This is a genomic window from Corynebacterium sp. MSK310 (assembly GCF_030227355.1).
Classification (GTDB): domain Bacteria; phylum Actinomycetota; class Actinomycetes; order Mycobacteriales; family Mycobacteriaceae; genus Corynebacterium; species Corynebacterium rhinophilum.
The window spans coordinates 104,876-129,954 of sequence record NZ_JASPFZ010000006.1 but is presented as its reverse complement, the minus strand read 5'-3'; the positions used below and the strand labels follow the sequence as shown (position 1 = coordinate 129,954).

The 25,079-nt window shown below is 59.6% G+C and carries 25 protein-coding genes and 5 tRNA genes; 11 read left to right on the top strand and 19 right to left on the bottom strand.

What is annotated here, in order from left to right:
• Positions 1-232 precede the first annotated feature (232 nt).
• Positions 233-1,501 carry a UDP-N-acetylglucosamine 1-carboxyvinyltransferase gene (gene murA / locus QP891_RS06580; protein ID WP_284770392.1) on the bottom strand — a complete coding sequence of 423 codons (1,269 nt, stop codon included), beginning with the start codon at positions 1,499-1,501 and terminating at the stop codon, positions 233-235.
• Positions 1,502-1,522: 21 nt separating this feature from the next.
• Complete coding sequence (gene ramA, locus QP891_RS06575) at positions 1,523-2,362, bottom strand: acetate metabolism transcriptional regulator RamA (protein WP_005279642.1); 840 nt, start codon at positions 2,360-2,362, stop codon at positions 1,523-1,525.
• A gap of 265 nt (positions 2,363-2,627) precedes the next feature.
• On the opposite strand from ramA, the gene cysK reads away from it, so the two are divergent.
• Both cysK and epsC read left to right on the top strand, forming a co-directional pair.
• The gene (cysK, locus tag QP891_RS06570) at positions 2,628-3,563 is read left to right on the top strand and encodes a cysteine synthase A (RefSeq protein WP_284770391.1); all 936 of its coding nucleotides are present in this window, start codon (positions 2,628-2,630) and stop codon (positions 3,561-3,563) included.
• A gap of 82 nt (positions 3,564-3,645) precedes the next feature.
• Complete coding sequence (epsC, locus tag QP891_RS06565) at positions 3,646-4,209, top strand: serine O-acetyltransferase EpsC (RefSeq protein WP_284770390.1); 564 nt, start codon at positions 3,646-3,648, stop codon at positions 4,207-4,209.
• A 49-nt stretch (positions 4,210-4,258) separates the two neighbouring features.
• Here epsC and QP891_RS06560 read toward each other — a convergent pair whose 3' ends face one another.
• The 5 genes from QP891_RS06560 to QP891_RS06540 form a co-directional block, all read right to left on the bottom strand.
• The gene (locus QP891_RS06560; protein WP_284770389.1) at positions 4,259-4,540 is read right to left on the bottom strand and encodes a GNAT family N-acetyltransferase; all 282 of its coding nucleotides are present in this window, start codon (positions 4,538-4,540) and stop codon (positions 4,259-4,261) included.
• 56 nt (positions 4,541-4,596) lie between these two features.
• A tRNA-Phe gene (locus QP891_RS06555) sits at positions 4,597-4,669 on the bottom strand.
• Positions 4,670-4,688: 19 nt separating this feature from the next.
• Positions 4,689-4,762: transfer RNA gene (locus QP891_RS06550), tRNA-Asp, on the bottom strand.
• Positions 4,763-4,950: 188 nt separating this feature from the next.
• A tRNA-Asp gene (locus QP891_RS06545) sits at positions 4,951-5,024 on the bottom strand.
• A gap of 35 nt (positions 5,025-5,059) precedes the next feature.
• A tRNA-Glu gene (locus QP891_RS06540) sits at positions 5,060-5,135 on the bottom strand.
• 82 nt (positions 5,136-5,217) lie between these two features.
• Here QP891_RS06540 and QP891_RS06535 point away from each other — a divergent pair.
• Positions 5,218-5,550 carry a metal-sensitive transcriptional regulator gene (locus QP891_RS06535; protein ID WP_023023790.1) on the top strand — a complete coding sequence of 111 codons (333 nt, stop codon included), beginning with the start codon at positions 5,218-5,220 and terminating at the stop codon, positions 5,548-5,550.
• A 31-nt stretch (positions 5,551-5,581) separates the two neighbouring features.
• Here the strand turns inward: QP891_RS06535 and QP891_RS06530 are convergent.
• Positions 5,582-5,654 (bottom strand) — tRNA-Lys (locus QP891_RS06530).
• Between the two features lie 126 nt (positions 5,655-5,780).
• On the bottom strand, positions 5,781-7,283 hold the full coding sequence (scpC, locus tag QP891_RS06525; protein WP_284770388.1) for a succinyl-CoA:acetate CoA-transferase ScpC: 1,503 nt from the start codon (positions 7,281-7,283) through the stop codon (positions 5,781-5,783).
• Positions 7,284-7,475: 192 nt separating this feature from the next.
• Between scpC and dusB the strand changes: the two genes are divergently transcribed.
• Together dusB and phoU are read left to right on the top strand one after the other, a co-directional pair.
• Positions 7,476-8,621 (top strand): tRNA dihydrouridine synthase DusB, encoded by a 1,146-nt coding sequence (gene dusB, locus QP891_RS06520; RefSeq protein WP_284805863.1) that lies wholly within the window; start codon positions 7,476-7,478, stop codon positions 8,619-8,621.
• Between the two features lie 58 nt (positions 8,622-8,679).
• Positions 8,680-9,408, top strand: a complete 729-nt coding sequence (phoU, locus tag QP891_RS06515; protein ID WP_284770386.1) for a phosphate signaling complex protein PhoU — start codon at positions 8,680-8,682, stop codon at positions 9,406-9,408.
• Positions 9,409-9,479: 71 nt separating this feature from the next.
• Here phoU and pstB read toward each other — a convergent pair whose 3' ends face one another.
• The 5 genes from pstB to mshD all read right to left on the bottom strand — a co-directional run bounded on the left by pstB (position 9,480) and on the right by mshD (position 14,654).
• Positions 9,480-10,253, bottom strand: a complete 774-nt coding sequence (gene pstB, locus QP891_RS06510; RefSeq protein WP_005279626.1) for a phosphate ABC transporter ATP-binding protein PstB — start codon at positions 10,251-10,253, stop codon at positions 9,480-9,482.
• Positions 10,254-10,305: 52 nt separating this feature from the next.
• Positions 10,306-11,220 carry a phosphate ABC transporter permease PstA gene (gene pstA / locus QP891_RS06505; protein ID WP_284770385.1) on the bottom strand — a complete coding sequence of 305 codons (915 nt, stop codon included), beginning with the start codon at positions 11,218-11,220 and terminating at the stop codon, positions 10,306-10,308.
• 12 nt (positions 11,221-11,232) lie between these two features.
• A complete protein-coding gene (gene pstC, locus QP891_RS06500; protein ID WP_284770384.1) occupies positions 11,233-12,285 on the bottom strand; it encodes a phosphate ABC transporter permease subunit PstC in 1,053 nt (350 codons plus the stop codon).
• 135 nt (positions 12,286-12,420) lie between these two features.
• Complete coding sequence (gene pstS, locus QP891_RS06495; protein WP_284770383.1) at positions 12,421-13,527, bottom strand: phosphate ABC transporter substrate-binding protein PstS; 1,107 nt, start codon at positions 13,525-13,527, stop codon at positions 12,421-12,423.
• A gap of 224 nt (positions 13,528-13,751) precedes the next feature.
• On the bottom strand, positions 13,752-14,654 hold the full coding sequence (mshD, locus tag QP891_RS06490) for a mycothiol synthase (protein ID WP_284770395.1): 903 nt from the start codon (positions 14,652-14,654) through the stop codon (positions 13,752-13,754).
• Between the two features lie 33 nt (positions 14,655-14,687).
• Between mshD and QP891_RS06485 the strand changes: the two genes are divergently transcribed.
• Entirely contained in the window at positions 14,688-15,512 is an 825-nt protein-coding gene (locus QP891_RS06485) for an LmeA family phospholipid-binding protein (protein ID WP_284770382.1), read from the top strand.
• Here QP891_RS06485 and QP891_RS06480 read toward each other — a convergent pair.
• Positions 15,509-16,534, bottom strand: a complete 1,026-nt coding sequence (locus QP891_RS06480) for a diacylglycerol/lipid kinase family protein (protein ID WP_410762446.1) — start codon at positions 16,532-16,534, stop codon at positions 15,509-15,511. The genes QP891_RS06485 and QP891_RS06480 overlap by 4 nt on opposite strands.
• Positions 16,535-16,627: 93 nt before the next feature.
• Here QP891_RS06480 and QP891_RS06475 point away from each other — a divergent pair, with 93 nt between their 5' ends.
• The gene (locus QP891_RS06475; protein ID WP_023017914.1) at positions 16,628-17,323 is read left to right on the top strand and encodes a heme-binding beta-barrel domain-containing protein; all 696 of its coding nucleotides are present in this window, start codon (positions 16,628-16,630) and stop codon (positions 17,321-17,323) included.
• An 8-nt stretch (positions 17,324-17,331) separates the two neighbouring features.
• On the opposite strand, the gene QP891_RS06470 is transcribed toward QP891_RS06475, so the two are convergent.
• A complete protein-coding gene (locus tag QP891_RS06470) occupies positions 17,332-18,201 on the bottom strand; it encodes an aminodeoxychorismate lyase (protein WP_284770380.1) in 870 nt (289 codons plus the stop codon).
• Positions 18,202-18,231: 30 nt separating this feature from the next.
• Between QP891_RS06470 and ygfZ the strand changes: the two genes are divergently transcribed.
• Both ygfZ and QP891_RS06460 read left to right on the top strand, forming a co-directional pair.
• Positions 18,232-19,296: a CAF17-like 4Fe-4S cluster assembly/insertion protein YgfZ gene (ygfZ, locus tag QP891_RS06465; RefSeq protein WP_284770379.1), complete on the top strand. Its 1,065-nt coding sequence runs from the start codon at positions 18,232-18,234 to the stop codon at positions 19,294-19,296.
• 141 nt (positions 19,297-19,437) lie between these two features.
• Positions 19,438-19,635, top strand: a complete 198-nt coding sequence (locus QP891_RS06460; protein WP_023023830.1) for a DUF3073 domain-containing protein — start codon at positions 19,438-19,440, stop codon at positions 19,633-19,635.
• A 65-nt stretch (positions 19,636-19,700) separates the two neighbouring features.
• On the opposite strand, the gene purM is transcribed toward QP891_RS06460, so the two are convergent.
• From purM to QP891_RS06445, 3 genes are read right to left on the bottom strand one after another with little or no spacing between them, the layout of a single operon-like run.
• Positions 19,701-20,753, bottom strand: a complete 1,053-nt coding sequence (gene purM, locus QP891_RS06455) for a phosphoribosylformylglycinamidine cyclo-ligase (protein WP_284770378.1) — start codon at positions 20,751-20,753, stop codon at positions 19,701-19,703.
• A 26-nt stretch (positions 20,754-20,779) separates the two neighbouring features.
• A complete protein-coding gene (gene purF, locus QP891_RS06450; protein WP_284770377.1) occupies positions 20,780-22,276 on the bottom strand; it encodes an amidophosphoribosyltransferase in 1,497 nt (498 codons plus the stop codon).
• 10 nt (positions 22,277-22,286) lie between these two features.
• The gene (locus QP891_RS06445; RefSeq protein ID WP_284770376.1) at positions 22,287-22,691 is read right to left on the bottom strand and encodes a sterol carrier family protein; all 405 of its coding nucleotides are present in this window, start codon (positions 22,689-22,691) and stop codon (positions 22,287-22,289) included.
• A 33-nt stretch (positions 22,692-22,724) separates the two neighbouring features.
• Between QP891_RS06445 and QP891_RS06440 the strand changes: the two genes are divergently transcribed.
• A complete protein-coding gene (locus QP891_RS06440) occupies positions 22,725-23,735 on the top strand; it encodes an acyl-CoA thioesterase (protein ID WP_284770375.1) in 1,011 nt (336 codons plus the stop codon).
• Between the two features lie 89 nt (positions 23,736-23,824).
• Positions 23,825-25,054 carry an asparaginase gene (locus tag QP891_RS06435; protein WP_284770374.1) on the top strand — a complete coding sequence of 410 codons (1,230 nt, stop codon included), beginning with the start codon at positions 23,825-23,827 and terminating at the stop codon, positions 25,052-25,054.
• Positions 25,055-25,079: the final 25 nt, after the last annotated feature.

The window sequence follows — 25,079 nt, the reverse complement described above, 5'->3', positions numbered from 1 at the left end:
ACATCCACACACCACAAGAAAATTAACCAAACGTTAACCTCTCATCGGCGGCTCGTACTAACTTACCCAACAACCTGGACCAAGTCAAATCCTTGAGCCAAGCCAGTACAAAAAGTCACTCAAAAATAACCAACCGGCTACCTCTCGGCGACTTGGATAAACCTACACCCCACTCCAAGAAACGCACAAATCCCCAGCACACACGAGAAAAATGCGTACTGGGGAAGGTTAATTAGAAGATTTCTTCTTCCTGCGTCCTTTCGATGGTGGCTCCAAGCCGCGAAAGGTTCTCCACAAAGTGGGGATATCCGCGGTCTATATGGAAGACATCGTGAACGGTCGTCGCTTCGTCGGCGCACAGTGCGGAGAGGACTAGGCCAGCTCCGGCACGGATATCGGAACTCCATACATGCGTAGAGGAAAGATGTTCCTTACCCCGTACCACCACGTGATGGCCATCCACTTGGGCATCGGCACCCAAGCGCAGCATTTCGTCCACGAAGCGGAACCGGGATTCGAAGACGTTCTCCGTGATCACGGTGGTTCCTTCGGCGATGGAGGAAATGCCGATGGCCATGGGCTGGAGGTCCGTCGGAAAGCCTGGAAAAGGCAACGTCTGGTAATCCACGGCGGTAGGACGCTTATCCATGCGCACGCGGAAGCCGTTTTCATAGGTTTCAATCTCTGCGCCGGCGGACTTCAGCTTTTCCAGCGGAAGGTGCAGGTGACGCGGAGCAATACCGCCAACGGTGATATCGCCTTGTGTCATGGCTGCGGCATAAGCCCAGGTGCCGGCCACGATGCGGTCACCAATGACCTCGTGCTCCGTTGGGTTAAGCCGGTCCACGCCGTGGATGGTGACCTCAGAGGTGCCTTCGCCTTCGATATTGGCGCCCATGGATTTCATCATCTCGCACAGGTCCACGATCTCGGGCTCGCGGGCGGCATTGTGGAGAACAGTAGTGCCCTCGGCCAAGACGGCGGCGGTCAAGATGTTTTCTGTCGCACCAACGGAAGGAAAGTCCAAGCGGATATTAGAGCCGCGAAGCTCGGAAGCTTCAGCGACCACGGCGCCGTGTTCAATGCGCGTGGTGGCGCCGAGTTTCTCCAAGCCAGTCTGGTGCATATCGAGCGGGCGAGAGCCAATGGCGTCACCACCGGGCAGCGCAACCTTTGCATGCCCGCAGCGCGAGGTCAGTGGGCCTAAGACGCATACCGATGCCCTGAATTGGCGGACCGCATCAAAGTCCGCGTTCGATTGCGGCGTCGCGGGGGTAGTAATGCGGACGGTGCTGCCATCGATTGTCACCTCGCAGCCCAAGCCTTCGAGCACCTTCTTCATCAAAGGTACGTCCAGAATCTCTGGGCAATTGGTCAGCGTCGTCGTCCCCTCCGCCAGCAATGCGGCGGCCATGAGCTTAAGGACGCTGTTCTTGGCGCCATCTACTTTGACGGTGCCTGCAAGGCGGGCACCACCGGAAACAATAAACTGATCTTTCACAGCTTTATACGCTACCGGTTATCAGGGCAACGCGCCGATCCGGCGGGCGGCATTGACGGCTTCGTAGCGAGTGTGTGCCCCCAACTTGCGCATTACGGAGCGTAGGTAGGACTTGACGGTTTCGGCGCCAATCCCCATTTCTTCCGCCGCTTCCACGTTGGTGTGGCCGAGCGCCACGCAGGAGAGGACGTCGAGTTCGCGGGCTGAAAGCTTGGTCGATTGCTTCACGCGCACAGGAGAGACCATCTGATCACAAAGTGCCTCGAGTTCCTTGCGCAATTCCTCGTCCTCGACGCGGTTGGCCAGCATGCGCAGCTTGGAGTGGGTGGAACGAACCTGTTCCCATTCCGCACCGTTCATGGCATGGCCGCGGGAGGCACCCCCCTTTCCGCCATCGGCGCGGCGCATCGCGGAGTTGACCGCGAGGTCTTGCTCCAGGGTCCGCGCCGTCATCGTGACCTCCTCGATGACCTTATCCCCCAGGCGCACTGGGGAGTGCACGCCAACATAGAGCACTCCTCGGATTTCACGCTGCACGGTAACCGGTACCGCAACGATCGAGTGCAGGCCTTCGTCTTGGATCACGCTGTCGTTCTCGTGGGAAATGGTGGTGGCACGCGTGTAGTCCGATACGCCCACCGCGCGGCGGGTGGTGATGACGCGCCCGCCGACGCCCACGCCGGCATCGATAAGCAGATTCTGCAGCGCCGGTGTACGCAGACCCACCCACTGGGTAATTTGCAGGCGATTATCCGCCAATAATGTTGCGTACATCGTCACTGGGATTCCGGTGGCGGTTTTGAGAGACGACAGTGCCGCGCGTACGGATTCTTCATCATCTTTGAGGCGATGCGACTCCATGAGACTCTTTCCTCGTCGGGGGTAACCAAGTAGGTGCACCCGATATCCCCGAAAACTTGGGGAGCAGCGGGTAACTACGTGGAATTATAGACAGCAAGTGGGGGTAATTCGAAATCGCCCCTTTGCCTCCACGGCCGCGAATCCCACATTTCATGCCCGAATGGGTAGTCTGTAATAAATATACCACTCTGTCTACTTAAATAGTGTATCCTTGCGCTTGTACCTGATTTGACCACGAATACGATTCCCAAAGGAGTCCTAATAAATGGCTATTTACAACAATGTCCTAGAGACCATCGGCGGTACCCCACTCATCCGCATCAACCGCTTGGCAGAGGGCAAGGGTGCCACCGTGCTGGCCAAGGTGGAGTCCTTTAACCCTGGTAACTCCGTTAAGGACCGCATCGGTCTGGCCATCATCAAGGCCGCCGAGGAGTCCGGTGACCTGAAGCCGGGCGGCACCATCGTTGAAGCTACCTCCGGTAACACCGGCATTGCTCTGGCACTGGCCGGCGCGACCTTGGGTTACGACGTTGTCCTCACCATGCCAGAGACCATGTCCAATGAGCGCAAGGTCCTGCTTCGCGCATACGGTGCAGAAATCATCCTGACCCCGGGCGCTGCCGGCATGCAGGGTGCGGTTGACAAGGCCAACGAGATCGTCGCCGAGCGCGGCAACGCCATCCTGGCTTCCCAGTTCGCTAACGAGGCCAACCCCAAGATCCACGAGGCCACCACCGGCCCGGAGATCTGGGACGACGCCGAGGGCAATGTCGATGCCTTCGTCGCAGGCGTCGGCACCGGCGGCACCATCACCGGTGCAGGCCGCTACCTGAAGTCCAAGAACCCAGACGTTTACCTCGCTGCCGTTGAACCGGCTGACTCCCCTGTTCTGTCTGAGGGCCAGGCAGGCCCACACAAGATCCAGGGCTTGGGCGCCAACTTCGTACCGGACGTGCTCGACCGCGAGCAGCTGGATGAGGTTTTGACCGCCTCCCTCGAGGAGTCCATCAAGCTCTCTCGCGCCCTTGCTACCGAAGAGGGCCTGCTGGTTGGTATTTCCGCCGGTGCAAACCTCTCGGCTGCACTGAAGCTGGCTGAGCGCCCCGAGTTCGAGGGCAAGACCATCGTCGTTGTCCTGCCGGACTTTGGTGAGCGCTACGTTTCCACCGTTCTTTTCGAGGACATCCGCGAGGCATAATTAGCCCCGCAGCCTAGTCCGTGAATAAAAGGCACCCGTCAAGCTTGGCGGGTGCCTTTTTGTGACCAGTACTATAGTCCCCATGAGCATTATTAAATATATCCGCGAAGATTTAGCCAATGCCCGGGACCATGACCCAGCCGCCCGCGGCGACGTTGAAAATGCGATCGTCTATTCCGGCCTGCACGCCATCTGGTCGCACCGCGTCTCCCACTGGCTGTGGAAGCGCGGCCTGCGGGGCCCTGCGCGCATCCTGTCCCAGATTAACCGCTTTTTTACCGGCATCGAGATCCACCCAGGCGCCACCATCGGGCGCCGCTTCTTCATCGACCACGGGATGGGCATTGTCATTGGGGAAACCGCGGAAATTGGTGATGGCGTGATGCTCTACCACGGCGTGACGCTCGGCGGTCAGGTCCTCACCCAGACCAAGCGCCACCCCACGGTGGAAGATAACGTCACCATCGGCGCGGGCGCTAAGGTTTTAGGCCCCATCACCATCGGTGCCGGTTCCGCCATCGGTGCCAATGCCGTTGTAACGAAGGACGTACCAGCCGATCACATCGCGGTGGGCATCCCCGCCAAGAATCGGCCTTCAAATAGGCATGAGCGGGTCAAGCTCGTGGATCCGGACTACTACATCTAAATAGACTAAAAGCGGCCCACAGGCTTGTGTGGGCCGCTTTTTGCTGTGCTTAACCGCGCAGCAGGTCCTGGTATTCGGGGTTCTTGTCCATAAAGTGCGCCACGGCAGAGCAGGTGGCGATGACCTTCATGCCGGCAGCCCGAGTTTCATCGAGGGCCGCCTTAATCAACGGCGAGGACAGGCCCTGTCCGCGGAAGTCATCCCCGATGACCGTGTGGTTGAACTCGCGGGTATCGCCGGAATCTACATATTCGCAGATTCCTGCTTCCACACCGTCAACGGTAAGCACGAAACGGGACAAATCGGTCTGATGAGAAACTGCTTTTTCCATGTCCCCCATTAAACCAAAAATGGTCCCTCCTTGATAATAAGGAGGGACCATAGTTGTGGCCAGAGCCAGGATCGAACTGGCGACCCCACACTTTTCAGGCGTGTGCTCTACCGACTGAGCTATCTGGCCAGAAACCCGAAGGTTTCCGCGACCTTGACGGGACTTGAACCCGCGACCTCCGCCGTGACAGGGCGGCGCGCTAACCAACTGCGCCACAAGGCCATTTTCAATTTTGTGTGCCTCTTGGGCACGGGTAGTTACTTTACACAGCCGCCTAGAAACAACACAAATCAGCACTACAAGAGCAGTTTTCACGCTTTCCGATACCCCTGTACCAAGGTGGCACCAACAAGCAGCGGCCCAAAACCAAAAAAGAACAGTACCCGCCGAAGCGTGTACTGTTCAGACTGCGACCTTGACGGGACTTGAACCCGCGACCTCCGCCGTGACAGGGCGGCGCGCTAACCAACTGCGCCACAAGGCCAAATGAGAAATTATTTCGTACCAACACGATGGTGTTGGTACCCCCAACGGGATTCGAACCCGTGCCGCTGCCGTGAAAGGGCAGTGTCCTAGGCCGCTAGACGATGGGGGCCAGTCGCTTCTTGGCGACTTCTAGAAATATACTGGAGACATCACCAAGAAACAAAATCGCTCCCCCAGAAGGAGTTTTAACCATGTCTGAGCAGCAGAAAACCTGTTCCTGCCACGAGCCGGATATCCACGGATACAACGCCGATAGTAAGAGCAAAGCGCGTTATCTGGCGCGCCTGAAGCGCATTGAAGGCCAGGCGCGCGGGATTCACCGCATGGTCGATGAGGACCAGTACTGCATCGATATCATCACCCAAATCTCCGCGGTGACATCCGCACTAGAGAATGTCTCTCTCGCGCTCTTAGAGGACCACATAGAGCACTGTGTGGCCGGTGCGGCGGCCGAGGACGGCGAGGTGGCCAAGGAGAAGCTAGCGGAGGCTATGCACGCCATTAAGAAGCTGGTGAAAAACTAGAAAAGGAGCCGCCCGAAGGCGGCTCCTGATGTGGGCCCTGTGGGGATCGAACCCACGACCTGCGGATTAAAAGTCCGTAGCTCTACCAACTGAGCTAAAGGCCCAACGTCGCTCTATATTAGCGTGTTGACTTTTAGATCTCCTAATTAACCCCTCGCCTGAGAGTATCCAAACAAAGCAAAAGGAGGGCTTCCCAGCCGGGAGGCCCTCCTTTGCCATGGCGGTGGAGATTAACCGCGCATGTCACCCTTTTCCATGAAGTTAACCTGGAAGTCGAAGGCGGACTTCAAGTCGTGCGGGGTGTGCTGGAACTTGTTTTCCTTCGCACGCTCGTAGTACTCCTCCAACAGCGGACGGTAGTCCGGGTGAGCCACGGCGATGATCTTCTCTACGCGCTGCTTTGGAGCCAAGCCACGCAGGTCAGCCACACCGTATTCGGTGATGATGACCATGGTGTCGTGCTCGGTGTGGTCGGTGTGGGACACGAACGGAACCAGAGCGGAGATGGCGCCATCCTTCGCGATGGACGGGGACACGAAGGTGGAGATGTACGCGTTACGGGTGAAGTCACCAGAGCCACCGGTGCCGTTCATGATGCGGGAACCGGACACGTTGGTGGAGTTGATGTTGCCGTAGATATCTCCCTCGATCATGCCGTTGGAAGAAATCAGGCCGACGCGGCGGATGACCTCAGGGTGGTTGGAAATCTGCTGCGGGCGCAAGATGATGTGGTTGCGGTAGCGGTCTGCTTCCGCGTTCATCTTTTCTGCGTACTCCGGCGACAGCGCGAAGGAGGTTGCAGAAGCCATGGTCATCTTGCCGGCATCGATAAGGTCCAGCATGCCGTCCTGGATAACTTCGGTGTATGCCTGAATGTTTTCGAACTTGGAGTCCAAAAGACCTGCCATCACGGCGTTCGGCACGTTACCCACACCGGACTGCATGATGAACTTGTCGTACTCGAGGCGGCCTGCGGCAACCTCGCCCTCCAAGAACTCGATGAAGTTAGCGGCGATCTTCTCAGAGGTCTCGTCCGGCTCGCGGAATGGAGCGTTGCGGTCTGCCGAGTTGGTCTTGACCACTGCAACGACCTTCTCCTCGGGGATCTCCATGTAGGTGGTACCGATGCGGTCACCCGGCTTGTTAATCGGGATGGGCTGGCGGTTAGGCAGCTTGTCGATGCGGTAGATGTCGTGCATGCCCTCGAGGTTCTCGGACTGCCACTCGTTGATCTCAATGATGATCTTGTCTGCTGCCTCGACGAACTCGAGGTTATTGCCCACTGCGGAGGACGGCACGATATTGCCCTCCTCAGTAATGCGTACGGCCTCGATGATGGCTACCTGGAAGTCACCGTAGAAGCCCTCTTCTACCTGCTGGCCCAAGTGGGACAGGTGAATGTCCTGGTAGAGCGCGGTGCCGTCGTTGAACTGCTTACGCAGCAGCGGGTCAGAGTTGTATGGGGAGCGGAAGTTAATGGCCTCTGCCTCTGCCAAAACACCGTCGCAGTCCGGGGCGGTAGAAGCACCGGAGAAGAGGTCAATCTTGAACTCTTCGCCCTTTTCGTGCAGCGCCTTCGCCTTATCTGCAATGGCGGTAGGCAAACCCTTGGGGTAACCTGCACCGGTGAAGCCGGAGATTCCTACGCGGTCACCATTGTTGACGTACTTCGCAGCCCCCTCTGCAGAAACTACGAGCTTCTCAAACGGGGCGTATGCGATTCTATCGGACAACTGTCATCCTCCTTCATATACGAGTAGACCGGTGTTACGGCCAACCCAATTTAGTTACACAGACCACAGTAGCGAAAATTAACGTTTTCGCCACCATCATTTTGTGACTTTCACCCCAATAATGGGATTCCTCGGTGGCCGCCACCTTCGTTTCAGTTGCTAAATTCCGCGGTTAACGAGCACAATTAGGGCGTGAATTTGCGCATTGGAAACTATGACCTCTCCTCCCCCGTCATCCTCGCTCCCATGGCGGGGGTAACCAACGTCGCCTTCCGCACGTTGTGCCGGGAACAGGAGCTGGCCCGCACCGGAACGGTGTCGGGCTTGTATGTCTGCGAGATGGTCACCGCGCGCGCCCTAGTGGAGCGCAACGAGAAAACCATGCACATGACCACCTTTGCCCCGGATGAAGATCCGCGTTCCCTGCAGATTTATACGGTGGACCCGGAATACACCTATAAAGCAGCCAAGATCATCGTGGATGAGAACTTGGCTGATCACATCGACATGAACTTTGGCTGCCCCGTTCCCAAGGTAACTAGGCGTGGCGGCGGCTCTGCCCTGCCTTATAAGCGCCGTCTCTTTGGCAATATCGTCTCCGCCGCGGTCAAGGCCACCGAGGGCACGAATATCCCCGTTACGGTGAAGATGCGCGTGGGCATTGATGACGAGCACCATACGCATCTCGATGCCGGGCGCATCGCCGTAGATTCCGGCGCCGCCGCCGTGACCCTGCACGGTCGCACGGCCGCGCAGCGCTATTCCGGCGATGCCCGGTGGGATGAGATCGCTCGGCTCAAGGAACACCTCGCGGATACCGGTGTTCCGGTGCTGGGCAATGGCGATATTTTCCGCGCCGATGATGCCCGCCGCATGATGGAGGCCACCGGCTGCGATGGCGTGCAGGTGGGCCGCGGCTGCCTGGGCCGGCCGTGGCTATTCGCGGAGCTGGGTGCTGCCTTGCGCGGCGAGTCCATCCCCGCCGAGCCCACCTTGGGCAAGGTCACCCAGGTAATCTTGCGTCACGCAGAGCTACTCGCGCAGCACGAGGGTGAAGATCACGCATCCAGGGACATCCGCAAGCACATTGGCTGGTACCTGCGTGGCTTCCCCGTCGGCGGGCAAGTGCGCGCCGGCTTGGCCAAGGTGGATTCCTTAGAGAGCCTGCGCGAATTGCTGGCACCCTGGGCAGATTCTGATGCTTTGGCTGCCGATGCCGATGGTGCGCGCGGGCGCCAGGGCTCGCCTTCTAAGGTCGCGCTTCCCGATGGCTGGCTCGATGACCCCGAGGATGAATTCGTTCCGGTCGGCGCCGATATTTATAACTCCGGCGGCTAAAATCGCACAGATGTGACTCAGCAAGCATTTACCCGGTTTGTGAGCTATCATTTTCTGCATGCGTACTGCCTACCGTGAACATCTGGACAACTTCTCGCACGACCTCATCGTCATGTGCGATACCGTCCGCACCATCATGGATAAGGCCTCCCAGGCGCTGCTCGATCGCGCACTGGAACCCGCGGAGGAAGCGCTCAGCCTTACCGAGGAACTCGATGAGATCCGCTCACGCTGCTCTGAACGCGCGGTAAAGCTTTTGGCGTTGGAAAACCCCATGGCTCAGGATCTGCGCCAGGTGGTGTCTTCCATCTATATTGTCGAAGACCTCTTCCGCATGGGTCAGCTGGCCCAGCACATTGCCGATGCCGCGCGCCGCCGCCACCCTGAGGCCGTTGTACCCGCTGAATACCTCGGGTTCATGGAGGAGATGTTCCGCTTAACCCAGGAAATGGGTTCGGTGGTACACGATATTTTAGTCACCCCAGATGCCGAGCTATCCGTTAATCTGCGTTCTGATGATGATGCGGTGGACGATATTAACCATCATCTGCTGCGCATTCTCACCCAGCGCGAATGGAACGGAACGGTGCGCGAGGCCGTAGAGACGGCGCAGATTACCCGCTACTACGAGCGCTACGCGGATCACTGCGTCTCCGTGGCTGGACGTATCATTTACTTTGCTACCGGCCTATTGCCGGAAGAGTTTGAAAAGAAGCTCCAAGAGGACCAAAAGGATGCCGAGTTCGAGGCCCGCATGAGCGAATTAGAGCGCCAATTCCGCCGCTAATAAAACTGCCACAAGGGCGGTACCTCCCTGCGCTGGAGGTACCGCCCTTTTCGGACAATCAGAGTCTACTTTTAACCGAAGCGGCCAGAGATGTAGTCTTCGGTCTCCTTCTGGGAAGGGTTCTCAAAGATGCGGGTGGTTTCATCGAACTCCACCAGGTGGCCCGGCTTGCCGGTGGCTTCTAGGGAGAAGAAGCCGGTCTTATCTGACACGCGGGCAGCCTGCTGCATGTTGTGGGTCACGATGACGATGGTGAAGTTTTCCTTCAGCTCGTGGATAAGGTCCTCCACGGCCAGGGTGGAAATCGGGTCCAGTGCGGAGCAGGGCTCGTCCATCAGCAGGACTTCTGGTTCCACGGCAATCGCGCGGGCGATGCACAGGCGCTGCTGCTGACCACCCGAGAGGCCGCCGCCCGGCTTATCCAGGCGGTCCTTGACCTCGTCCCAGAGGTTGGCGCCGCGCAGGGACTGTTCGGCTACTTCTTTGAGCTTCTTTTTATTCTTCTCACCAGACAGCTTCAGGCCGGCAACGACGTTGTCCTCGATGGACATGGTGGGAAATGGGTTGGCCTTCTGGAAGACCATGCCGATGGTATTGCGCACGGAAACTGGGTCGACCTTGGGACCGTAGATATTGGTGCCATCGAGCAGGATCTCGCCCTTGACGGATGCGCCAGGGATGACCTCGTGCATGCGGTTTAGGGTGCGCAGCACGGTGGATTTACCGCAGCCGGACGGGCCGATGAAGGCGGTCACGGCTTGTGCCGGGATCTGCATATTTACGTTCTGTACGGCGTGGAAATCACCGTAGAAAATATCGACGTCATTGAGCTCGAGCTTAGACATTGTGGAGGTTTCTCCTCTAGAGGGGGTGTATAAGTGGCGGAATCGTGTGCGGCTATTTCTTGACCGAGAACTTCGCGGAAATTACTCGCGCCGCAATATTGAGGATGGCGATGAGGATAACCAGCGTCAGCGCTGCGCCCCACAGCTTATCCAGCACGGCGGGCTGCGCGCCGGCCTTGTACATATCAAGCATCATCAGCGGCAGCGAAGATTGCGAGCCCTTAAACGCGTCCCAGTTGATGACCGAGGAGGAACCAACCAAGACCAGAACTGGGGAGGATTCACCCATCACGCGGGCAATGGCCAGCATGATGCCGGTCACGATGCCGGATAGGGCTGTCGGCAGCACGATGCGTGCGATGGTCTTCCACTTGGGCACGCCGAGGGCATAGGAAGCCTCGCGGAGGTCCATGGGGACCACGCGCAGCATCTCTTCGGTATTGCGCACCACGATGGGGATCATCAGCAAGACCAAGGACAGGGCGACGGCCAAGCCGGAGCGGCCAAAGCCGAAGAGCGTGATCCACATGGCGAAGATGAACAACGCTGCCACGATGGAGGGCACGCCGGACAAGATGTCCACCATGAAGGTGGTGGTACGGCCGAGCCAACCACCCTTGGAGTATTCCACCAAGTAGATGGCGGTAAAGATACCGATCGGAATGGACAGGATGGAAGCCAGGGCGGTTTGCACGAAGGTACCGACGATGGCGTGTGCGGCACCGCCGCCTTCGGCACTATTCATCACGCCGCGCTGGGACAGCGTCCACCAGTCAGCGGAGAAAATCACGCCGCTACCGCGAGAGATGAGCTCCCACAGTACCCAGATCAAAGGGACCATCGCCAAGGCCATAGCGCCCCATACAACGACGGTGGCAATGCTATTGGCCGCTTTGCGGGAACCGGAGATTTCCAGGAAGGTTGCCCCGCCAGCGGAGGCGGGCTTGTTATTTGTCGTAGTAGTCATTGTTGTCCTTCCTTACTTGCTCTTCACGATGGCGCGGGCAATGGCGTTGACCACAAACGTCAGCAAGAACAGCATCAAACCGGCGGCGATATAGGCACCGGCGCGCGTCTCGTTACCGAACTCGGCCGCGGCGAGGGCGATGGCGGTAGCGAAGGTGGTACCGCCATCGAAAAGCGAGAAGCGGAAGTCCACCAGCGGCGAGACCACCATGTACAGCGCCATGGTCTCACCCAGAGCGCGGCCCAAGCCCAGCATGGAGCCGGCGACGTAGCCGGACATGCCGAATGGTAGGACGGTCATGCGGATGACTTCCCAGCGCGTAGCGCCCAGCGCCAAGGCGGACTCGATCTGGCCCGGAGGGGTTTGCACGAATACCTCGCGGGCGGTAGCGGCGATGATCGGCAGAATCATCACGGCTAGCACGATGCCACCGGTAAAGAGGTTGCGGCCGGTAGCAAAGGCGGGCGAATTATCGTATTGGGTAAACAGGAAGAACCCGCCGGCCCAGGATTCCAACCATGTGTAGAAGCCGGACAGGGCCGGTCCGAGGACCTGCCAACCCCATAGGCCGTAGACGATGGACGGCACTGCGGCCAGCATGTCCACCAAGAAACCCAGCGGCTTAACTAAGCGGGCTGGGGCGTAGTTGGACAAGAAGATGGCAATCGCAAGTGCGACTGGCATGGCCAGAAGCAGGGCGAAGACCGAGATGAGGACGGTAGTGCCGAACATGGTCGGGATACCGAACTTCATCGCGGAAGTATCGGTGGTCTCCCAGCGTTCACCGTGGGTGAAAAAGCCCAATAGTCCATTCTCGTTCACGCTGAGCGCAGGAACGGCACGCCAGATAAGGAAGGCGGCAATCGCCGCGATCATCACGGTAATCAGCGTGGCAGAGGCCGTGGAGAGGAATTCGAAAATGCGGTCACCGGGGCGCTTGACGGAGCTACCGGAGCTGGAGGTAGCCAAGTCATTCTCGTTATCGCCACGGGTATGAGGCTGTTCGGCGCCAGAGACAGGAAGGGCCTCCGAGGTCGATGCCTGGGTGAGATTATTGTCTGCCATGAGACGTACTAATCCTTATTTGAAGTGGAACAAAGGGACATACGATGTACATGCCTGCGCCCCCAAAGCGCGTCTCGAGGGCGGCAGTGGGGGCGGGCGGAATGTTATTTCTCGAGGTAAAGCGGGGTTTACGCGTTACTGCAGTGCGTCAACAGCGCTCTTCAGGCGGTCAAGGTGGTCACCCTTAACCGGGATGAAGCCCTGCTCTGCCAACTGGTCATCCTGGTGGTCCAAGACGTTGGTGAAGAATCCCTTGACCAGTTCAGCGGTCTCATCATCGTAGCCAGCGGAGCAGACGATGTTGTAGGTGGTCAAGATGAGCGGGTATGCACCCTCAGCATCGGAAGCGAAGAGAGCCTTGGAGTCAACGACCATGTCGTTCTCAGAAGCGGTGTCCTTGAACTCCAGGTTCTCCAGTGCCTTGTTGACGGTATCGTCATTCAGCTCAACCGGGCCGTTGCCAAAGTCGATATTGGCCTTCTTGACACCGTCAGCTTCCTTCTGGTCGGCGAAGCCGGCCTCAACGTAGGTGATAGCACCCTCGATGTTTGCTACCTGGTCAGCAACACCGGCGGAGCCGTTTGCGCCCTCACCTACAGCGTCAGGGAACTGCTTGCCTTCGCCGTCCCAGTTACCAGTGGAGGCGTTGAGGAACTTCTGGAAGTTATCGGAGGTACCGGACTCGTCAGAGCGGAAGATGACGTGGATGTCGGTGTCCGGCAGGTCTGCGCCTTCGTTATCAGCGGCGATGGCCTCGTCGTTCCACTTCTTGATCTCGCCCTTGAAGATCTTGGCAAGGGTATCGGTGGAGAGGTTGATCTCCTGATCACCCAGGTTATAAGCAATGGCAACCGGGCCGATGGTGGAAGGCAGGTGCCATGCGTCGTTGCCATCGCAACGCTCCTTGGCGGCCTCAATTTGGCCGTCGTCTTCCTTCAACGGGGAGTCAGAACCAGCGAAATCTGCCTGGCCGTTGATGAAAGCCTCAACACCCTTACCGGAACCGGAAGCGGTGTAGGACAGGTTTGCGTCTGGGTTGTCCCCTGCGAAGGCGGTGCCGAAGTAGGACATTGCGTTCTGCTGGGAGGACGCGCCCTCACCAACAAGCTCGCCAGCGACGCCGCTGCCGTCGGAGGAACCCGAGGAGTCAGAGGAGGTGTCCTCAGAACAAGCTACGAGAGCGGTAGAGGTAGCGGCCACGAGGCCGAAGATAGCGGCAGAGCGCTTGAAGTTGCGAATCACGGGAAAACCCTTTCCGGTGCAGATCAGAGATTGATTGTCCGAGGAAACCGCATCCCCATAAAAGGGGAACCTACATCCCACGTCCGCTTTTCGGGAGCGGGGTGCAGGTGCGCAGGTGCGGCTTTCTCACAATCAGTAAAGCTAACCGGAGGAATTAACCAGCAGGGTGCCGTGAGGTAAACAATTAATGAACAAGCTAGAAAGGTGACATGACCTTAATCACACTAACCCCAGACGACATGCTCTTCATCAACGGAAAAGCCTAGACGCTTGTAGGCCTTGAGCGCCGGTTCATTGTCCGCTTCCACGTACAAAATGACCCGCTGAGCCCCCTTTTCTACCATGCGGCGCAGGCCAATCTGCAGCAATGGTCCGCCTAATTTTTGGCCACGGTACGCCTCTGCAAGGCCCACCACGTAGACCTCACCAAAACCGGGATCTTCCTCGTCGTGCCACTTTGTCCAGTGGAATCCGGCAAGGGTCGGGTGCCCCTGCTCTTTCTCATCCCAGAAGAACAAGACATCTTGAGGATCGAACCACTCGGCCTCCATGCCGCGGTGCAGGCGCTCTAAATCCCAGCCGCCTTGCTCTGGGTGCCAAGAAAAGGCCTCGTTATTAACACGCAGCCACTCCTGTTCCACGGTGTCCTTACCCCACTTGTCCACTGCCTCGCTGTAATTGGCGGCCTGCAGCGGTAACTCGCCCACTTGTGCCGCGCTATCCAGATCCGCGCCATCGATACCCATGACCACAAGGGTGCGGGTGACATTCAGGTCGCGGGAGTTAGCCAGGGCCTGGGCCGGCTTGCCATTGCCATGTGCCCAAGTCTCGAGGTTAGTGGTGGCGTTAGCAGTGGCATCGTAAAGCGCGGTGCCATAGCCTTTACCGCGATAGTCTGGGGCGATAAAAAGCTCCGCGGTGGAATCCTCGCGGCTCGATACGCCAATAGGGGCGCCGTCCAACCAGGCCACCAAGTGCTTGTGGTGCAAGCGCTCATCGCGCAGGCCGTTGAGGAATTGCTCTGAAAGCGGGGCGATGCCATCGGCCTTTTCCGCGTGCGCTGCTAGTTCTTCCAGGGTGCCCGCCAACTCTGGGGAGGCGGGGAGGTTTTCTTCGGTGATATTCATGGTGTCCATGATACGTAGGCTAAATTTGAAGGTGTGAGTGTAGTCAAAGTCGACCGGCGCATTGTGCACGTCCTCATCCTGGTGGGCGTGGTCTTTGCTGGATGGGTGGCCGATGCCTGCGTGGCCATGCATTCTGAGCACAAGATTGCCCAGGAGGTAAAGGAGAACTCCCGGCTGGAAAACTCCCCTCAGGTGTATATCGGCGGCACCCCGTACCTGTTGGCGGCAGGCTCTAAAGAAATCCCCTATTTGCAGGTCAAGGCCCTCGACGTGGAGGTTCCCAAGCTGGGCATGGTCAATGCCTCGACCGTGCTGCGCGATATCACCGTTACCCCTGAGCAGGTAGTAAACGGCGATATTGAAGGCGCACCAGTATCCACGTATTCGCGCGGGATCTCCCTGGACGGCGTTGCGCTGGGACGCCTTTTGGGCATTACCGATCTCTCCATTGCCAACCCGGATGATATTTCGCCCTCCGGCGGCGTTTCTGCCGAGGCGGAGCTTACCGGCACTCTGCCCGGCGATAAGGAAAAATCCACCGCCATGGTCACGCTGCGGCTAGTGGGCCCGGAGTTTCGCATGGAGGTCTACGGCACCGATGATCCGCGCCTCAAGGAGGCGTTTTCCCTCAACTTCGATACGCGCGAGCTCCCCCTGCCGGCGCAGGCCACGATGGTAAGGCTGCAGGGCGGCACCATTTACTTTGAGGTCCAGCGCCGCAATATCAAGGTCCAGATGGCCCAGCTTTCCCCGCTGGAAATCGAGGGTTCGGAGCAACGGGCCGTGGAAGAGGCCGAAAAGAAGGCGGCCGATACCGCCAATAAGGTAGGTCCTGCCCCAGATGAGGACGAATCCTAACGAAGGCGAATAAAGTCCCGCAGCACTTCCTGCACGGAGCGCTGGGCCACCTGCCGCCTGTCTTGCGGCGCGTAGACCTCAATGGCATCGGCCACAGAGGTCAGCGTGACATGGCGGAAGGTCCCCTCGGATTCGCCATCGGCCTGGAAGCGCTGCGGGGTATGGCAATCGAGCTCGACGCGCTTGGCATCATCAAAGCCCAAGGTCTTTTCCTTCACCAGGCGTTTGAGCCAGCCGTGCTTATCGGCTCCAAAGAGGTGCAGCAGGCCAATGACCCCACGCACGCCGCTGAGCTTCTCCAGCCCAAAAAGGGCTAGGCCCTCATCGAAGGAATTGCGCGGGTTGGTCACCACCGGCAAGGGGCCCAAGAAAGTCCAGGGGTTGGTATTAGAGGTAAATAAGAGTGGGAAGTCCTTCTTATGGAGCGTCTGCCCCAAACGGGATTCTGCGTACACCGTGATCTGCGGCGGGTTGCGGCGCGCGCGCAGCCAAGCCCGAATAGCCACGTTGAGGTAGCGCAGCGGGGTGGCGGAAAAGCCTTGTTCGCGGGCGCGGTCCACGCGTGCGAGGACGTCCGCGTCCATGCCAAAACCGGCGTTGACGGCAAACCAGCGTTCGTTCCAGGTGCCCAGGTAAATGGTGCGGCGCAGATCGCGCTCTAGCATGCGGGCCAAGACGTGGGTGGTCTCAACCGGCGTATTGGGAAAGCCGAGGGCGCGGACGAAGACGTTCGCGGAGCCGGTGGGAATGACGGCGAGCGCCGGGACCTCGTGCGGGCTGGGGAGATCTTCACCGGCCGACCCCAGCAGGCCATTGACGATCTCATTGACGGTGCCATCGCCACCCACGGCAATGATGACATCATAATCATCCCTGGTCAGCCCCCGGACGATGTCTTCTGCATGCCCTGGGTAATGGGTGAATTTCACCAATAGGTGCATGCCTTCTACGGCCCGCAGGGCGGGTACGATTTGGCGAAAGAGCCCGTTGGATTGCGAGGTCGAATTGGGATTGGAAATCATCAGCGCATGCACAACTGACTAGTCTAGTAGTTAAAGCACCCCCAGCACGACTAGGTAGTTAAAGCACCCCCAGCACGACTAGGCTGGACGCCCATGAGCGAAAATACCGAGAACACCAATACCCCGAACGTCGAGACCGCCGCCGCGTCCCACCCGGAAAACACCTCCGGCGCGCTCAATGGCAATGACGCGGTCAACCAGGCCGCCGAGCAGTGGAAGGATGCGGCCAGCCACAATATCCCCGCCATCGAGCTTGGCGATGTCCCCGTTCCCGCAGATACCGCCAATCTGCGCCAGGGCCCGTCGCTGCACGATGGCCTGCTAGGCCTCCTTCCCCTCGTTGGCGTCTGGCAGGGCGAGGGACAGGCCCACGACACCGATGGCAGCGAATACACCTTTGGCCAGCAGTTAGTCGTTGCCCACGACGGCGAAAATTACCTGACCTTTAGCTCGCGCACCTGGAAGATCGATACCGAGGGCAAGCCACAAGGCCCATCTACCCGCGAGACCGGTTTCTGGCGCATCTCCGCCAAGGATGAAATCGAGGTCACCTACACCTCTTCTACCGGCATCGTGGAAATCTTCTACGGCGAGCCCTTCAACGAGCGCGCTTGGCAGCTCGAATCCGCCTCCACCATGGTCACGGAGACCGGCCCGAAGAACCTCGGCCCCGGCAAGCGCATGTACGGCCTCATGCCCAATAACAACCTGGGCTGGGTAGATGAGCGCATGGTCGATGGTGAAATGCGCCCCTACATGTCCGCCGAGCTCACCCGCATCGCAGGCTAAGCAGCTGGCTAAGCCCCTAGCGCGGCATCGATAAGGCCTCGGATTTCTTCCTCGTTATCCGGGGCTTTTAACGTTTTTTCATTCAGCTTGGTCACCCGCACCGCCACGCGCACGGAAGAGACCAACCACACCGAATCGGATTTTTCTAAGTACTCCACCGTCAGCGGCTTGGCCTTGCAGCGGTAACCGCGGTCCTGGGCGTAATCAAAGAGCGCTGCCTGCGTGGTGCCGGGCAAAATGCCGCGGCCGGCGGCGGTGCGCAGTTTCTTTCCCCGCACCGCCACCACGGTGGAGGTAGCGCCCTCTAAGATTTCGCCGGTATCTGGATCCGTCAAGATGAGATCGTCGTAGCCCTTGTCCTTGGCCATGCGCAGCATCGCCATCGTCGCGGCGTAGTTGAGCGTCTTGGCCGGTAGCTCTTCGGCCACGTGCCACAGGCGCGGGCTCGTCATGACGGTGACGCCGGTGGCGCGTTGGCGCAGCGGGACATCGCCAAGCGGCTGCACCGTCACCCACGCGGTGGGCACGCCGGTCGAGGCCCGGCCGCGGGTATAGGTCCAGGTGCATTTGGCATCGGCAAGCTCGGTATCGGCGCCGCAATAATCCGCAATTGCCAGCCGGGTCGCCTCTTCCCACTTATTCATCGGCGGCTCCGGCAGGTCGAGCGCCCGCGCCGAATCGCGGAAGCGCTGCGCGTGACGAGCAAGGTTGGCCGCCTTCCCGTCCCGGACCAACAGCGATTCAAAGATGCCATCGCCGCGGGTCACGGCGGCATCATCGGCATAGACCAGCGGCAGGGAGGGCGAATGCTTGCGCACCGACCCACCAAAAGGTTCCACGACGTAGATGACCGGCTCTTTTCGCGGGGAAGGTTTCATACGCTCGATTATGCCCTACCATCGGTAGATGTGAGTTATTCTTCGCCACTTCTTCAACGCGCCGGTGCCGCCGAGCACCAGGACGCGACTGTACTCGATGCCCAAGGTGTGGCCTGGCACTATGGCAATCCCCTCGGGGAACAGCGTGCGGCCGAGACCAGGACCATCGCCATCGACCGCTCGCAGCGCCGCGTGCTGCGTGTAAGCGGGGCTGATGCGCCGGGATTTCTTAATAACCTGCTTTCGCAGAAGCTTGACGATGCCCCCTCCGGCTTCTCCGCCGGCGCCCTCGACCTGGATATCCAAGGCCACATTTTGCACCACATGGATATCACCCGCGAGGGCGAGGACTTCTACCTCGATCTGCCCGCCGCGCAGTTCGAATCCGCCCAGGACTTTTTTACCAAGATGGTCTTTTGGTCTGAGGTCACGGTCGAGGAAGCAGACATCGCCATCGTGACTTTGCTGGGTGAGACCGATATTCCTACCCCACCCACCGTGGCTTTTTCCCGCGAGGTGCTATGGCCGGGAATCAAACGCATTGACCTGGGTATTCCGCGCGAAAAATTGGTGGAATCCATGGCTGACCTAGAGGCAGAGGGCGCGCGCTTGGCTGGGCTCATGGCCTTTACTGCCGAGCGCGTGCGCGCCCGCGAGCCGGAGCTGGCCGCCGACTTGGATAAGAAATCCATCCCGCACGAGGTTCCGCAGTGGATTAGCCGCAGCGATGCCGACCCCGCCCACGTGCACCTGAATAAGGGCTGCTACCGCGGCCAAGAAACCGTGGCGCGCGTGGAGAACCTGGGCCGCTCTCCCCGCCTCTTGGTGCTCCTCCACTTGGACGGTTCCGCGCCGGAGAGGCCAAATGTGGGCGATGACATTACATTCAATGGACGTAAGGTAGGTCGCATCGGCACCATCGTGGATGACTGCGATTTCGGCCCCATCGCCTTAGGCTTGGTCAAGCGTTCTGCGCTGGATGCAGGCACATTGGATATCGGCGATACCGCGGCGTCCATTGATGCCTCCTCCATCCCCGAAGATGAGGGCCCTAAGGCCGGGCGCGAGGCGGTAAACCGGCTGCGCGGGCGGTAGATTTTCCACTCATCGGGGGGCCGGTGCGGAATTTTTTCGTCACACGCGCTATTGTGTCTTACAGGAAGATACACAATTGACAAGCCGATGGGGCGCCCAAGAATCCCTGGAGCGCCCTACTAGCCCAAGGGGGTCATGCACATGGGACGCGGACGCGCTAAGGCAAAGCAGACCAAAGTTGCACGCCAGCTCAAGTACAACTCACCCGAGATGGATATCGAGTCCCTTCAGCGGGAACTCGCTGCTCAGCAGGAGGGTGACTCCCACGACTACGAAGAGGATGATCCCTACGCCGAGTATGTCGACGAATGGGATGAGGACAACGACGACGAGCGCTAATCTTCCGCTCGCCGGATAAATCCACAAAAGGCCTTAGGTTTTAACCTAAGGCCTTCCTCTTGTACCTAGAAGTTGGAGTGTTCGCCGTGCATGATAACGCGCGGTTCTTCGCCGTCTGCTTCGCGGACGCTGCCCAGCTCCCACGCATCGATGTGACGGGCAGTGAGCATGGCCAAGGCGCGGTCGCGGTCCTCAGGATTGACCACCGCAATCATGCCTACGCCCATGTTGAAGGTCTTTTCCATCTCCGCCAGTTCGACCTTGCCCATGGAAGAAATGAGCTTAAAGATCTGACCCGGATTCCACGTGGAGCGGTTGACCTCAGCGCTCAGGCCCTCTGGAATAACGCGCTCTAGGTTGCCGGCCAACCCGCCGCCAGTGACGTGGCAGAAGGTGGATACGGAGCATTCCTGCGCCAGTGCTAGGCATTCCTTGGCGTAGATGCGGGTGGGTTCCAAAAGCTCCTCGCCTAGCGGGCGGCCGAGCTCTTCCACATAACCATCTAGCGGCATGCCCGCCTGCTCCAGCAGGACGTGGCGCGCGAGCGAATAGCCGTTGGAGTGAAGCCCAGACGAGCCCATGGCGATGAGCACATCGCCCTCGCGCACGTTCTCTGGGCCCAACACGCCATCGGCCTCGACCACGCCGACGGCGGTGGCGGAGACGTCGTATTCGTTCTCCCCCATCATGCCTGGGTGTTCCGCGGTCTCGCCGCCGAGCAGCGCAGCGCCTGCCTGCACGCAGCCCTCTGCGATGCCCTTGACCACCTCGGCCACCTTTTCCGGCACGACTTTGCCCACGGCGATGTAGTCCTGCAGGAATAGCGGCTCGGCACCGCAGACGACTAAGTCATCGACGCACATGGCCACCAGATCGATGCCGATGGTGTCGTGCTTATCCATGGCCTGCGCCACGGCGAGCTTGGTACCCACGCCATCGGAGCCAGCCGCGAGAATCGGTTCCTTGTAATCGCCCAGCTTGAATAGCCCCGCAAAGCCGCCGAGGCCGCCCATGACCTCCGGGCGGGTGGCGCGCTTGGCGTGTGGGGCAAATAGGCTTACCGCGCGGTCGCCTTCTTCGATATTGACGCCGGCTGCGGCGTAGGTGTTGTCACTCATGTTTTTTAAAAGTTCCTTAAAAGTTTTTATTGGGTTCCGAGCAGGGTGCGCACGGCATCGGCATTGGGGTTTCCAGCGGGAAGACCAAGGGGATATTCGCCGGAGAAGCAGGCGGTGCACAGCTCGGAGCGGGGCTGCTCGGTGGCGGCGACCATTTCATCGATGGAGACAAAGCCCAAAGAGTCAGCGCCGATGGTCTCGCAGATGGTGGAGCAAATCTCGTCCGGATCATCGGACGGGCTGGCATTGGCAATGAGCTCGCCGGGCGAGGCAAAGTCGATGCCATAAAAGCACGGCCACTTCACCGGCGGGGAGGCGATGCGCACGTGGACCTCGGCGGCGCCGGCCTCGCGCAACATGCGGATAAGCGCGTGCTGGGTATTGCCGCGCACGATGGAATCATCCACCACGACGAGCTTCTTGCCGTCGATGACCTCGCGCAACGGGTTGAGCTTTAACCGGATGCCCAGCTGGCGCAGGGTCTGCGTGGGCTGAATAAAGGTGCGGCCCACATACGCGTTTTTCACCAAGCCGTGGGCGAAGGTGATGCCAGATTCGCGGGCGTAGCCCACCGCGGCCGGGTTGCCGGATTCCGGTACGGGGATGACCAGGTCTGCATCCTCAACCGGGTATTCGCGGGCCAGGCGGCGGCCGATCTCCACGCGGGAGGCGTTGACGGAGCGCCCCTTGATATCGCTATCCGGGCGGGCCAAGTACACGTACTCGAAAACGCAGCCGCTGCGCTTGGCGGGCGCGAAGTTTTCAGAGCGGATGCCGGCCTCATCGATGGCGACGAGCTCGCCCGGCTCGATTTCGCGAATAAATTGCGCGCCGCAGATATCTAGCGCGCAGGTTTCAGAGGCAACGACCCAGCCCTTGGCCAGTCGGCCCAGCACCAGCGGGCGCACGCCTTGCGGGTCGCGCGCGGCGTACATGGTGTGACCATCAGTAAAGGTCAAGCAGAATGCGCCCTTCACCCGCGGCAGGAGCTCGCGGGCGGAGTCGAAGACGGAGGTGGTGTCATCGACGCCATCGGCAAGCAGCATGGACAAACACATCGAGTCAGAAACCGATTCCTCGTGCGGCTTAATCAGGCCGCGCTCGACGGCCTCTGCACGCAGCTCGAGGTAATTGACTAGGTTGCCGTTGTGGCCCAAGGCAATGTCCACGCCCGTCGAGGAAGTGGAAAACATTGGCTGCACATTGGACCATTCCTTGCCGCCGGCCGTGGAATAGCGCGTGTGGCCCACCGCCACGTTGCCGGTTAAGGCAGAAAGGGTCGATTCATCGAAAATATTGGCCACCAGGCCCATGTCTTTGAAGACGACGATGCGGTCATCATCGCCCACCGCAATGCCGGCGGCTTCTTGGCCGCGGTGCTGGAGAGCAAAAAGGCCAAAGTAGGTAAGTTTGGAGACTTCCTCCCCGGGAGCCCAGACGCCAAAGACGCCACACTCTTCGCGGGGTTCCTCCTCGTTACGATCGTCAAGGTCAGTGATACTAGGAGTATGTACTTCTACCACGGCGTTTATATTAGCGCGTTGGGCCGTCGAAAACTAACGGAATGATGGGAAGCCACTGTGCAATCTCCCCTGAACGCGACCCGGAAGCATCGACGCGACCTGTGTTTTTGACCTCGTCCCAGGCCGTGACACCGGTGGCCAAACGCAGCCAGGTCTCCGCATCCATTTCCACCACATTGGGTGGGGTGCCGCGCGTGTGGCGGGGGCCTTCGATGCACTGCACCGCAACAAATGGGGGTACGCGCAGCTCCACCGAGTGCCCCGGCGCGTCGGCTTCGAGGGTGCGGGCGGTGCGACGGACGGCATCGGCAAGCAGGGCCCTGCCTGGCTTTTGTTGCCCGTCCGGGTCCTGAATCCAGTCCTTGATGGCGATTATGGCCGCGCGCGTGGCGGCGGGATCTACGGGTTTAGGCATAGCCACAGCATAGCTACTGTTATCTTATTGTTTATGTCACCTACTGACGCTGCTGCGGAAACCCAAAAGTCCCCTACCCTGACGCTGCGCTTTATGGCATCGCCAACCGATGTCACCATGGCCGGCGCCCCCGGCATCAATGGCGGGCGCGTGCTGGAGTGGATCGATAAGGCCGCCTACGCCTGCGCCGTGCAGTGGTCCGGGCAGTACTGCGTGACCGCCTATGTGGGCCATATCCACTTCACCCGGCCCATTCCCTCCGGGCACATCGTGGAGGTGCGCTCGCGCATCGCGATGACCGGCCGGTCTTCCATGCACATCATCAACGAGGTGCTGTCTGCTGATCCCCGCGAGGGCATTTTCACCCGCGCCTGCGATTGCCTGGTCATCTTCGTGGCCAAGGACCCCGAAAGCGATAAGACCACCCCGGTGCCCACCTTCGTGCCCGATACCGATGAGCACCTGCGCGTGGCCGAGGCCGCGAAATCCCGCATCGAGCTGCGCAAGGCCATCGAGCTCGAGATGGACAAGCAGAGCTACGATGGGCCTTCCGATGCCCCACGCATGGTCAATCGTTTCCTGGCCAAGCCCACCGACGTCAACTGGGGCGGCAAGGTACACGGCGGCACCGCGATGCAGTGGATCGATGAAGCCGGCACCGCCTGCACCATGGAGTGGTCCGGCGAGCGCACCGTTTCCGTCTATGCCGGTGGCATCCGCTTTTATAAGCCCATTTCCATCGGCGATCTCATTGAGGTCGATGCCCGCATGATGCGCACGGACCGCCGCTCCATGCAGATGTCCATCCACGTCCGCGCCGGCGATCCCCGCGGCGGCCGCGATAACCTCAAGACCGCCATCCACGCCACCGTGGCCTATATTGCCTTGGACCGCGACGGGCAGCCGCTGACCGCGCGCACCTTTACCCCACAGACGGAAGAAGATATCCGCCTAGCCGAGCACGCCAATATCTTGCGCGAGCTGCGCGGCGAATATTCCCCGAAGCCGCTCATCGTGGCGCCGCACTACCAGCACGTGGATTAAATTTTCAGCACAATTTCTTTTGCGCGGCGCCTGCGCACCAGCGTGGTATTAAATTGGTTACTGAGACCACGCTAGAGAAATGAGTTGATATGTCTAACCCACGCCTGCGCCGCAGGGTGCAGTACTCCGCCGCATTAGTTGCCTCCGCAGTGCTACTGGCCTCCTGCCAGAATCCGGCCAACCAGGAGGATAAAGATGAGGCTTCGGCTACACCGACGACTACCTCTTCTTCTACTTCCGCGGAAAAGACCTCAGAAGCATCTTCCACGGCATCGAGTTCTAGCTCCGCTACCAGCTCCAGTAGCGCCAGCAGCTCCGCCACAAGCTCTTCTACCACTTCCGCCAAGTCGAGCGGCTCCCACGCCAAGCAGCGCTCCGAAATCGAGGGACATGTGGTGGTGCTTTCTACCGGCGGCACCATCGCCAGCACCCACGATGACAAGGGCGCGGTGGTGCCCACCGTAAAGGGCTCTGACCTGGTGGACCCGCTGTACTCTGAATTCGACAAATCCAAGCTGGAGCTTGAGGTCAAAGACATTGCCAACCTGGATTCTTCTGCGATGACCTTGGCCGATACCGATAAAATCATCACCGCCGTACAAGAGCAGCTAGAGCGCGATGACGTCGATGGCGTAATCGTCACCCACGGCACCGATTCCATGGAAGAAACCGCCATTGCGCTCGATACTTTCTACGACAGCGATAAGCCCGTCGTACTCACCGGTGCGATGCGCCCGTTCGATGACGATGATCCAGACGGCCCAGAAAACCTCGCTACCGCGGTAGAGACTGTCACCAACCCGGACTATGCCGGCCAGGGCGCATTCATCGCCTTTGGCGGCAAGGTTATCCCCGCCCGCGGCGCGTTCAAATCTGATACGGAAAAGGCCGATGGCTTTGCTACCAACAGCCAGGAGAAATTCCCAGAACGCCCCGATCCGCTGAAGTACGCTCCGCTTGGCGATGTCCGCGTGGACATCGTCGCCGCCTACCCCGGCGCCCCAGCGGATCTCATTGAGCAATCCTTGGCCAAGGGTGCGCAGGCCATCGTCATTGAGGGCATGGGTTCAGGAAATATCGGCCCCGATCTGGCTAATGCCGCCATGGAAGCCGCCAAGTCCGTTCCCGTCGTGCTTACTACCCGCGTGGATCACGGGCCCGTTGAGGGCATCTACGGCGGCGCCGGTGGCGGTGCCACGCTTGCCGATGCCGGAGTTATCCCCTCCGGCAACCTCCGTGCACCCCAGGCCCGCATACTGCTCGCAGCCGCAGTTGCCACGGGAACGGATGCACAGAGGCTCTTTCCCACTGCAGAATGAGGCCGTATACTTTAGCGCGACGCTG